Below are 9,552 nucleotides of genomic sequence, written 5' to 3'. Positions count from 1 at the left end.
GGGACGGGCACCGAGGTCACCTACTCGCTCACCGTCGACGTGAAGATCCCCATGCTCGGGATGATCAAGCGCAAGGCCGAGAAGGTCATCATCGATCGCGCGTCGCCCCGAAGATGTTCATCGACCCGTCCGGCGTGGCCGAGGGGCCGGTCAGGACCTCCTCGGTGGTACCCACCGTGCCGAGGTCGACCTTCTTGCCGCGCGGCACGTCCTCGTGGACGGCCTCCATGCCCCAGTGGTGGCCGCGCCCGGGCGCGTCCGTCGCGCGGGCCAGCGGCGAGCCCATCATCACGGCGTCCGCGCCGCACGCGATCGCCTTCGGCAGGTCACCGGACCAGCCCACGCCGCCGTCGGCGATGACGTGCACGTACCGGCCGCCGGACTCGTCCATGTAGTCGCGGCGGGCCGCGGCCACGTCGGCGACGGCGGTCGCCATCGGGACCTGGATGCCCAGCACGTTGCGCGTGGTGTGCGCGGCGCCGCCACCGAAGCCGACCAGGACGCCCGCGGCGCCGGTCCGCATCAGGTGCAGCGCGGCGGTGTACGTGGCGCAGCCGCCGACGATCACCGGCACGTCCAGCTCGTAGATGAACTGCTTGAGGTTGAGCGGCTCGGCGGCGCCCGACACGTGCTCGGCGGAGACCGTGGTCCCGCGGATCACGAAGATGTCGACGCCCGCGTCCACCACGGCCTTGGAGAACTCGGCGGTGCGCTGCGGGGAGAGCGCGGCGGCGGTGACCACACCGGAGTCGCGCACCTCCTTGATGCGCTGCCCGATCAGGTCGGCCCGGATCGGGGCGGCGTAGATCTCCTGGAGCCGGCGCGTCGCGTTGCCCGCGTCGTCGGTGTTCAGCTCACGGATCTCGTCGAGCAGCGGCTGCGGGTCCTCGTACCGGGTCCACAGCCCTTCGAGGTTCAGCACGCCCAGACCGCCCAGCTCGCCGATCCGGATGGCGGTCTCCGGGGAGACGACGGAGTCCATGGGCGCGGCCAGGAAGGGCAGCTCGAAGCGGTAGGCGTCGATCTGCCAGGCGATCGAGACCTCCTTCGGGTCGCGGGTGCGCCGGCTCGGTACGACGGCGATGTCGTCGAAGGCGTACGCGCGGCGGCCGCGCTTGCCGCGCCCGATCTCGATCTCAGTCACGTTGTGTGGGCCTTTCCCTCTTGGTCTGCCGGTCCAGTATCCCCGACACACGGGCGAGGGGCGGCCCCGGCGAATCCGGGGCCGCCCCTCATACCGGCACGGACGTCACTTGCGGCTGTAGTTCGGTGCCTCGACCGTCATCTGGATGTCGTGCGGGTGGCTCTCCTTGAGCCCCGCGGACGTGATGCGCACGAAGCGGCCCTTGCGCTCCATCTCGTCGACGCTCGCCGCGCCCACGTACCCCATCGTCTGGCGCAGGCCGCCGACGAGCTGGTGCAGCACGTTGGCGAGCGGGCCGCGGTAGGGCACCTGGCCCTCGATGCCCTCGGGGACGAGCTTGTCGTCGGAGGAGACCTCGGCCTGGAAGTAGCGGTCCTTGGAGTACGAGCGGCCCTGGCCGCGCGACTGCATGGCGCCGAGCGAACCCATGCCCCGGTAGGACTTGAACTGCTTGCCGTTGATGAACATCAGCTCGCCCGGCGACTCCTCGCAGCCCGCGAGGAGCGAGCCGAGCATCACCGTGTCGGCGCCCGCGGCGAGCGCCTTGCCGATGTCGCCGGAGTACTGCAGGCCGCCGTCGCCGATGACCGGGACACCGGCCGCGCGGGCCGCGACCCCCGCCTCGTAGATCGCGGTGACCTGCGGGACGCCGATGCCGGCGACCACGCGCGTGGTGCAGATCGAGCCCGGGCCGACGCCGACCTTGACGCCGTCGACACCGGCGTCGATGAGGGCCTGGGCGCCGTCGCGCGTCGCCACGTTCCCACCGATGACGTCGACGCCGACGCTCGACTTGATCTTCGACATCCAGCTCAGCGCGTTGCTGTTGTGGCCGTGCGAGGTGTCGACGATGAGGAAGTCGACCCCGGCGCCGGCCAGCGCCTGGGCGCGCTCCAGGGCCTCGGGGCTCGCGCCCACGGCGGCGCCGACGAGCAGCCGGCCCTCCGCGTCCTTGGCCGCGTTCGGGTACTGCTCGGCCTTCTTGAAGTCCTTGACGGTGATGAGGCCCTTGAGCACCCCGGCATCGTCGACCAGCGGCAACTTCTCGATCTTGTGGCGGCGCAGCAGCTCCATGGCGTCGACGCCGCTGATCCCGACCTTGCCGGTGACGAGCGGCATCGGCGTCATGACCTCGCGGACCTGACGGCCGCGGTCGTTCTCGAAGGCCATGTCGCGGTTGGTGACGATGCCGAGCAGCTTGCCCGCCGCGTCGGTCACCGGGACGCCGCTGATGCGGAACTTGGCGCAGAGCGCGTCGGCCTCGGCGAGGGTCGCGTCCGGGTGCACCGTGATCGGGTCGGTGACCATGCCGGACTCGGACCGCTTCACCAGGTCGACCTGGTTGACCTGGTCGGCGATCGAGAGGTTGCGGTGCAGCACGCCGACGCCGCCCTGGCGGGCCATGGCGATCGCCATCCGGGCCTCGGTGACCTTGTCCATCGCGGCGGAGAGCAGCGGGATGTTCACCCGGACGTTCCTGGAGATGCGGGACGAGGTGTCGACCGCGTTCGGCAGCACTTCCGACGCGCCCGGCAGCAGCAGCACGTCGTCGTAGGTCAGCCCGAGTGTCGCGAATTTCTCGGGCACTCCTGTCGAGGGACCGCCGTTTGCAGTCATGACACCTTCCCCAAATGGCCTTGATCGGTGCGGATGTCCATGCTAACGGGAACACGAGGTGTCTCATTCCACGAGCAAGATCATCCGTTGGATTCGTACGTTCCCACGTATGCGATCGGGAAGGCGCGCCCGGCCCCGGCTACTGCTCCGCCAGAGCCCGCAGGCGGCTGAGCGCCCGGTGCTGCGCGACGCGCACGGCGCCGGGTGACATGCCCAACATCTGGCCGGTCTCCTCGGCGGTGAGCCCGACCGCGATCCGCAGCAGCAGCAACTCCCGCTGATTGTCGGGGAGGTTCGCGAGGAGCTTCTTGGCCCACTCGGCGTCGCTGCTGAGCAGCGCCCGCTCCTCGGGGCCGAGCGAGTCGTCCGGCCGCTCCGGCATCTCGTCGGAGGGCACGGCCGTCGAGCCGGGGCCGCGCATGGCGGCGCGCTGCAGATCGGCGACCTTGTGCGCGGCGATGGCGAAGACGAACGCCTCGAAGGGGCGCCCGGTGTCCTTGTACCGCGGCAGCGCGAGCAGCACCGCGACACAGACTTCCTGGGCGAGGTCCTCCACGAAGTGCCGCGCGTCGCCCGGCAGCCGGGAGAGCCGGGTGCGGCAGTAGCGGATGGCGAGGGGATGGACGTGCGCGAGCAGGTCGTGCGTGGCCTGCTGATCACCGTCGACAGCGCGGCCGACGAGCGTGCCGATGACCCCCTGCCGGGCCGGTGCCTCGTCGTCGCGCATCGGACCATGGTGCCTTGCCTGCCCGCGGTCCGTGGCACCGCGGTCCTGGTTGTGCACCGAAGCGTTATGAGCAGGTGCGCCGGAACTCATCTCCTGCGCCCTCCCCTCTCGCTGACCCTGCTCGCCCGACTCGTCGTCCCCGAGGAACTCCACACCTCAAGGATGCGGCATCTCGCGGGAAACGTGAGAGCGCCGCTCACCGCAACCCCCGGCAGGGGCGCGGGGAACGGCGCGCCCAGCCACGACGGGCTCGCGGGCGGTCGGCTACCGCACCCCGGCGGCGCGCTACCGAACGAGGCCCCAACGGAAGCCGAGCGCTACGGCATGCGCCCGGTCAGAGGCTCCGAGCTTCTTGAACAAGCGCCGCGCGTGCGTCTTCACGGTGTCCTCGGAGAGGAACAGCTCGCGCCCGATCTCCGCGTTCGACCGGCCGTGGCTCATGCCCTCGAGCACCTGGATCTCGCGTGCGGTGAGGGTGGGCGCCGCGCCCATCTCGGCCGAGCGCAGCCGGCGCGGTGCCAGCCGCCACGTCGGGTCGGCGAGCGCCTGCGTCACGGTGGCCCGCAGCTCGGCGCGGGACGCGTCCTTGTGCAGGTACCCGCGGGCCCCGGCGGCGACCGCGAGGGCCACCCCGTCCAGGTCCTCGGCCACGGTGAGCATGATGATGCGCGCACCGGGGTCGGCGGAGAGCAGCCGCCGGACCGTCTCGACGCCGCCCAGACCGGGCATGCGTACGTCCATCAGAATCAGGTCCGAGCGGTCGGCGCCCCAGCGGCGCAGGACCTCCTCGCCGTTGGCCGCGGTCGTCACGCGCTCGACGCCGGGTACGGTCGCGACCGCGCGGCGCAGCGCCTCTCGGGCAAGCGGGGAGTCGTCGCAGACGAGGACGGATGTCATGACCGTCCTCCGCAGCTGATGCGCGTCACCTTGAGCCTCCAGGCTTTGTACGAATCGTCACCTGTGCGGTCGACATTCGCAAACATTCGGACAGATGCCCGAGCGCTTGTTCCTTCAACCGCCTCCGCACTTCCAACGACGGTCACTCGAAAGAGTTACGGGTCGGACGGTCTGGTTCGGCACTCTACGTGAGGGGCCGGACACAGGGCAGATGCCGCCACGCTCCTGCCGGGTTTCCTCACAAGCCCATGCCCCATTTAGTGGCTTTTCTTCCCTTTTGCTGGTGTCTGTAGCTAGATTCGCAATGAGTCATATTTTCATCTCCTTAGATCGTAGATGTACGGTCAGGGCACCGCGTCCGCGTCACAACCGGCTACAAGGGGACAACGCAATGGCAGATTTCTCCCGCCTTCCCGGACCGAACGCCGATCTGTGGGACTGGCAGCTCCTCGCGGCGTGCCGCGGGGTCGACAGCTCGCTCTTCTTCCACCCGGAAGGCGAGCGGGGAGCGGCGCGCAGCGCGCGTGAGAACTCGGCGAAAGAGGTCTGCATGAGGTGCCCGGTCCGCGCCGAATGCGCAGCTCACGCCCTTCAGGTACGCGAGCCGTACGGCGTCTGGGGCGGGCTGACCGAGGACGAGCGCGAGGAGCTGATGGGGCGCGCCCGCAACCGGCTCGTCACGGCCGCGGCCGGGGGCGGCGAAGGGGGTGCCACCGCCGCTCCGAGCAACTGAAGGAACGTTTCTTCGAACCGCGGTGGCTCAGCGGGTGGCGGCCGACGCCAGCTGGTCGAGGGTGGCGGCGACGGCGGGGACCTGGGCGAGATCGGGGAGCGTGAGCGCGACGATCTCGCGCCGCACGGCGGGCTCCACCGTCACTGTGCGTGCACCCTTGGGGCGAACGGACTCGATGGCCAGTTCGGGCAGGACGGCGACCCCGAGCCCCGCGCCGACCAGACCGATCACCGCCGGATAGTCGTCGGTGGCGAAGTCGATCCGCGGCGCGAACCCGGCGCCGCGGCAGACCTCCACGAGCTGGCGGCGGCAGCGCGGGCAGCCCGCGATCCACGGGTCGTCGGCGAACGCGTCGATGGTCACCGAACCCGCGCCGGCCAGCGGATGCCCCTCGGGGACCAGGCCCACGAGCCGGTCGGCGAGGAGCGGGCGGACCACCAGGTCGTCCCACTCCTCCCCGGTACGGGCGCCCTCGTAGCGGAAGGCGAGGGCCACGTCGCAGTCGCCCTCGCGCAGCATCTCCACCGAGCGCGGGGGCTCCGCCTCCACCAGCGAGACGCGGGTACCGGGGTGCGCGGCGCGCAGGGCGGCCAGTGCCGTCGGGACCAGGGTCGAACTGCCGCTCGGGAAGGAGACGAGGCGGACGCGGCCCGCGCGCAGGCCCGCGATCGCGGCGACCTCCTCCTCGGCCGCGGTGAGCCCGGCGAGGATGCCCGCGGCGTGCCGGACGAGGGCCTCACCGGCCTGGGTCAGCCGCATCTCCCGGCCCGTGCGGATCAGCAGCGGGGTACCGGCCGAGGACTCCAGGGCCTTCATCTGCTGGCTGACGGCGGGCTGGGTGCAGCCCAGCTCGCGGGCGGCCGCCGAGAAGGAGCCGGTGGCGGCCACGGCGCGCAGGACACGGAGATGACGGGCCTCGATCATGGTGCAAGGATAAGCCGCGCTTGGGGACCACGCCGATTAATGCGTGGCGACTTTGGTCACGGGTCGCGTAGCGTGCCGGGCCATGAAGCTGCTCTCACTCAATCTGGGCCGGCCGGCGGCGGTCGGCTACACCGACCAGCCCGAGGGCCTGACCGGCATCGACAAGCGGCCGGTCACCGGGCCGGTGCGGGTCGCCGCGCCCGGGGTCAAGGGGACCGGCGCGAGCGGCGTCGCCGGCGACGCCGTCTGTGACACCCGGCACCACGGCGGGGACGACCAGGCCGTGTACGCGTTCGCGCGGGAGGACCTGGACGCCTGGGAGCGGGCCCTCGGCCGGACGCTGCCCAGCGGCACGTTCGGGGAGAACCTCACCACCGAGGGCGTCGACGTCGCCGGGGCGAAGATCGGCGAGCGCTGGCGGATCGGCTCCGATCTGCTGCTGGAGGTGAGCGCCAGCCGGATCCCGTGCAAGACCTTCCAGGGACACCTGGGTGAGAAGGGCTGGGTCAAGCGGTTCACGCGGGAGCAGCGGCCGGGCGCGTACCTGCGGGTGATCGAGCCGGGCGAGATCCGGGCCGGGGACGCCGTCGAGATCGTGCACCGGCCCGCGCACGAGGTGACGGTCGCCTTCGAGTTCCGGGCGCTGATGACCGAGCGCGAACTGCTGCCGCGGGTGCTGGCCGCCGGGGACGCGCTGCACCCCGAGGCGGAGCGGGTGGCGCGGACGTACCTGGAGAAGTACGGCGCGCGCTCGGCGTGAGCCGGCCGCCGGCGCGGGGACGCCCCCGGTGATCACGAGCACCACCGGGGCGTCACTAACCTTGGTCCATGACTACGGCACTGATCACGGGATCCACCGCGGGCATCGGCGCCGCGTTCGCCCGGCGCCTCGCCGCCGACGGCCACAACCTGGTGCTCGTCGCCCGCGACACCGCGCGGCTCCAGGAGCAGGCGACCGAACTGCACGACCGGCACGGCATCGAGGCCGAGGTGCTCACCGCCGACCTCGCCACGGACAAGGGGATCGCGGCCGTCGAGAAGCGGCTGCGGGACCGCAAGGCCGCGGTCGATCTGCTCGTCAACAACGCCGGGTTCGGCAACAAGGGCCGCTATCTGGAGGTCCCCCTCGCCGATGAGCTGACCATGCTGAAGGTGCACTGCGAGGCGGTGCTGCGGCTGACGTCGGCGGCCACGGAGGTGATGCGTGAGCGCGGGCGCGGGGGCGTGATCAACGTGGCGTCGGTGGCGGCGTTCGTGCCGCGCGGCACCTACGGGGCGTCCAAGGCGTGGGTCGTGCAGTTCACCCAGGGGGTGGCGAAGGACCTGGCGGGCTCCGGGGTGCGGCTGATGGCGCTGTGCCCCGGCTTCGTCCGCACGGAGTTCCACCAGCGGGCCGACATGGGCACGGACAACATCCCGAAGTGGATGTGGCTGGACGCCGACAAACTGGTCGCGGCGGCGCTCACGGATCTCTCCCGCGGCAAGTCCCTCTCGATCCCCGATCCGCGGTACAAGGCGCTGATGGGGGTGGCGAAGGTGACGCCGCGGTCTCTGCTCGGCGGGGTCACGTCTCGGACGAGGCGCAAGTACGGGCCGCAGTAGGTCCGTATCGCGGGTGCGGCCCCGGTGGGGGCTGGTCGCGCAGTTCCCCGCGCCCCTGGAGGCATCCGCTGCGCGCAGCCTCCCCGGGGAGGTCACGGCGAAGCCGTGCACCTCAGGGGCGCGCCCGGCGGACGTCAGAACCAGGCAGACGCGCATCCACAGAACCAGGAGGCCCGGCCCCCCAGAACACAGGGGGCCGGGCCTCAGGTCACTTCAGCGGAGCGGGTCAGTGCGAGTGACCGTGGCTGTGACCGGCCTCGGCCTCTTCCTCGGCCGGCTTCTCGACGACCAGGGTCTCGGTCGTCAGGAGCAGGGAGGCGATGGACGCGGCGTTCTCCAGCGCGGAGCGCGTGACCTTGACCGGGTCGATGACGCCGGCCTTGACCAGGTCGCCGTACTCACCGGTCGCGGCGTTGTAGCCGGAGCCCTTCTCGAGCTCGGCGACCTTGGAGACGATGACGTAGCCCTCCAGGCCCGCGTTCTCCGCGATCCAGCGCAGCGGCTCGACGGCGGCGCGGCGGACGACGGCGACACCGGTGGCCTCGTCGCCCTCCTTGCCGAGGCCGTCGGCGAGCACCTTCACGGCGTGGACGAGCGCGGAGCCACCACCGGAGACGATGCCCTCCTCGACCGCGGCGCGGGTCGCGGAGATGGCGTCCTCCAGACGGTGCTTCTTCTCCTTGAGCTCGACCTCGGTCGCGGCACCGACCTTGATCACGCAGACGCCGCCGGCGAGCTTCGCGAGGCGCTCCTGGAGCTTCTCGCGGTCCCAGTCGGAGTCCGTGTTCTCGATCTCGGCCTTGATCTGGTTGACGCGACCCTCGACGTCGGCCTTGTTGCCGCCACCGTCGACGATCGTGGTGTCGTCCTTGGTGATGGTGACGCGGCGGGCGGAGCCCAGCACGTCCAGACCGGCCTGGTCGAGCTTGAGGCCGACCTCCTCGGCGATGACGGTGGCACCGGTGAGGGTGGCCATGTCCTGGAGCATCGCCTTGCGGCGGTCGCCGAAGCCGGGGGCCTTGACCGCGACGGCGTTGAACGTGCCGCGGATCTTGTTCACGACCAGGGTCGACAGGGCCTCGCCCTCGACGTCCTCGGCGATGATCAGCAGCGGCTTGGAGCCACCGGCCTGGATGACCTTCTCCAGGAGCGGGAGCAGGTCCTGGATGGACCCGATCTTGCCCTGGTGGATCAGGATGTACGGGTCGTCGAGGACGGCCTCCATACGCTCCTGGTCGGTGACGAAGTACGGGGACAGGTAGCCCTTGTCGAAGGCCATGCCCTCGGTGAAGTCCAGCTCCAGGCCGAAGGTGTTGGACTCCTCGACGGTGATGACACCGTCCTTGCCGACCTTGTCCATCGCCTCGGCGATGAGCTCGCCGACCTGGCTGTCCTGGGCGGACAGACCGGCGACGGCGGCGATGTCGGACTTCGAGTCGATCGGGCGGGCGGTCGCGAGGAGGTCCTCGGACACGGCCTTCACCGCGGCGTCGATGCCCTTCTTCAGGGCGGCCGGGGAGGCACCCGCGGCGACGTTGCGCAGGCCTTCCTTGACCAGGGCCTGGGCCAGCACGGTGGCGGTGGTCGTACCGTCACCCGCGATGTCGTTGGTCTTGGTCGCCACCTCCTTCACGAGCTGGGCGCCGAGGTTCTCGTACGGGTCCTCGACCTCGACCTCGCGGGCGATGGTCACACCGTCGTTGGTGATGGTGGGGGCGCCGAACTTCTTGTCGATGACGACGTTGCGGCCCTTGGGACCGATCGTCACCTTGACCGTGTCGGCAAGCTTGTTGACGCCGCGCTCGAGGGCGCGACGGGCGTCCTCGTCGAACTTCAGGATCTTCGCCATGGGAGCGGTTCAGCCCTCTCGAAAACTACGGAAAACTTCAGGGTGCACGAACCGCGCCC

General features: G+C 70.9%; 8 protein-coding genes and 2 pseudogenes. 4 read left to right on the top strand and 6 right to left on the bottom strand.

The window, feature by feature from the left end; translation table 11 throughout:
• Window positions 1-102, top strand: a pseudogene (locus tag ABZY33_RS31710) (cyclase); the annotation flags it as partial.
• A gap of 1 nt (window position 103) precedes the next feature.
• Here ABZY33_RS31710 and ABZY33_RS31705 read toward each other — a convergent pair.
• The 4 genes and pseudogenes from ABZY33_RS31705 to ABZY33_RS31690 form a co-directional block, all read right to left on the bottom strand.
• Window positions 104-1,144: pseudogene (locus ABZY33_RS31705) on the bottom strand (GuaB3 family IMP dehydrogenase-related protein); the annotation flags it as partial.
• Between the two features lie 105 nt (window positions 1,145-1,249).
• The gene (gene guaB / locus ABZY33_RS31700) at window positions 1,250-2,761 is read right to left on the bottom strand and encodes an IMP dehydrogenase (RefSeq protein WP_356495158.1); all 1,512 of its coding nucleotides are present in this window, start codon (window positions 2,759-2,761) and stop codon (window positions 1,250-1,252) included.
• A 139-nt stretch (window positions 2,762-2,900) separates the two neighbouring features.
• On the bottom strand, window positions 2,901-3,488 hold the full coding sequence (locus tag ABZY33_RS31695) for a sigma-70 family RNA polymerase sigma factor (RefSeq protein ID WP_356495157.1): 588 nt from the start codon (window positions 3,486-3,488) through the stop codon (window positions 2,901-2,903).
• A 285-nt stretch (window positions 3,489-3,773) separates the two neighbouring features.
• Complete coding sequence (locus ABZY33_RS31690; protein ID WP_003948568.1) at window positions 3,774-4,385, bottom strand: response regulator transcription factor; 612 nt, start codon at window positions 4,383-4,385, stop codon at window positions 3,774-3,776.
• 391 nt (window positions 4,386-4,776) lie between these two features.
• Here ABZY33_RS31690 and ABZY33_RS31685 point away from each other — a divergent pair, with 391 nt between their 5' ends.
• Complete coding sequence (locus tag ABZY33_RS31685; protein WP_356495156.1) at window positions 4,777-5,118, top strand: WhiB family transcriptional regulator; 342 nt, start codon at window positions 4,777-4,779, stop codon at window positions 5,116-5,118.
• A 27-nt stretch (window positions 5,119-5,145) separates the two neighbouring features.
• Here the strand turns inward: ABZY33_RS31685 and ABZY33_RS31680 are convergent, their stop codons facing one another.
• On the bottom strand, window positions 5,146-6,042 hold the full coding sequence (locus ABZY33_RS31680) for a LysR family transcriptional regulator (RefSeq protein ID WP_356495155.1): 897 nt from the start codon (window positions 6,040-6,042) through the stop codon (window positions 5,146-5,148).
• A gap of 82 nt (window positions 6,043-6,124) precedes the next feature.
• Between ABZY33_RS31680 and ABZY33_RS31675 the strand changes: the two genes are divergently transcribed.
• Together ABZY33_RS31675 and ABZY33_RS31670 are read left to right on the top strand one after the other, a co-directional pair.
• Window positions 6,125-6,802 (top strand): MOSC domain-containing protein, encoded by a 678-nt coding sequence (locus tag ABZY33_RS31675; protein ID WP_356495154.1) that lies wholly within the window; start codon window positions 6,125-6,127, stop codon window positions 6,800-6,802.
• Window positions 6,803-6,870: 68 nt separating this feature from the next.
• Complete coding sequence (locus ABZY33_RS31670; protein WP_356495153.1) at window positions 6,871-7,644, top strand: SDR family oxidoreductase; 774 nt, start codon at window positions 6,871-6,873, stop codon at window positions 7,642-7,644.
• Window positions 7,645-7,870: 226 nt separating this feature from the next.
• Here ABZY33_RS31670 and groL read toward each other — a convergent pair whose 3' ends face one another.
• Window positions 7,871-9,493 (bottom strand): chaperonin GroEL, encoded by a 1,623-nt coding sequence (gene groL, locus ABZY33_RS31665; protein WP_356495152.1) that lies wholly within the window; start codon window positions 9,491-9,493, stop codon window positions 7,871-7,873.
• Window positions 9,494-9,552: the final 59 nt, after the last annotated feature.

This window comes from Streptomyces sp. NPDC006552 (assembly GCF_040611655.1).
GTDB lineage: Bacteria > Actinomycetota > Actinomycetes > Streptomycetales > Streptomycetaceae > Streptomyces.
Note: the sequence above shows the minus strand (reverse complement) of the source record. Positions and strands in the feature narration are given on the sequence as shown.

Bases quoted from the DNA above. Each gene is read 5' to 3' on its own strand.
- guaB (WP_356495158.1), bottom strand. From the start codon at position 2,761: ATGACTGCAAACGGCGGTCCCTCGACAGGAGTGCCCGAGAAATTCGCG.
- ABZY33_RS31695 (WP_356495157.1), bottom strand. From the start codon at position 3,488: ATGCGCGACGACGAGGCACCGGCCCGGCAGGGGGTCATCGGCACGCTC.
- ABZY33_RS31690 (WP_003948568.1), bottom strand. From the start codon at position 4,385: ATGACATCCGTCCTCGTCTGCGACGACTCCCCGCTTGCCCGAGAGGCG.
- ABZY33_RS31685 (WP_356495156.1), top strand. From the start codon at position 4,777: ATGGCAGATTTCTCCCGCCTTCCCGGACCGAACGCCGATCTGTGGGAC.
- ABZY33_RS31680 (WP_356495155.1), bottom strand. From the start codon at position 6,042: ATGATCGAGGCCCGTCATCTCCGTGTCCTGCGCGCCGTGGCCGCCACC.
- ABZY33_RS31675 (WP_356495154.1), top strand. From the start codon at position 6,125: ATGAAGCTGCTCTCACTCAATCTGGGCCGGCCGGCGGCGGTCGGCTAC.
- ABZY33_RS31670 (WP_356495153.1), top strand. From the start codon at position 6,871: ATGACTACGGCACTGATCACGGGATCCACCGCGGGCATCGGCGCCGCG.
- groL (WP_356495152.1), bottom strand. From the start codon at position 9,493: ATGGCGAAGATCCTGAAGTTCGACGAGGACGCCCGTCGCGCCCTCGAG.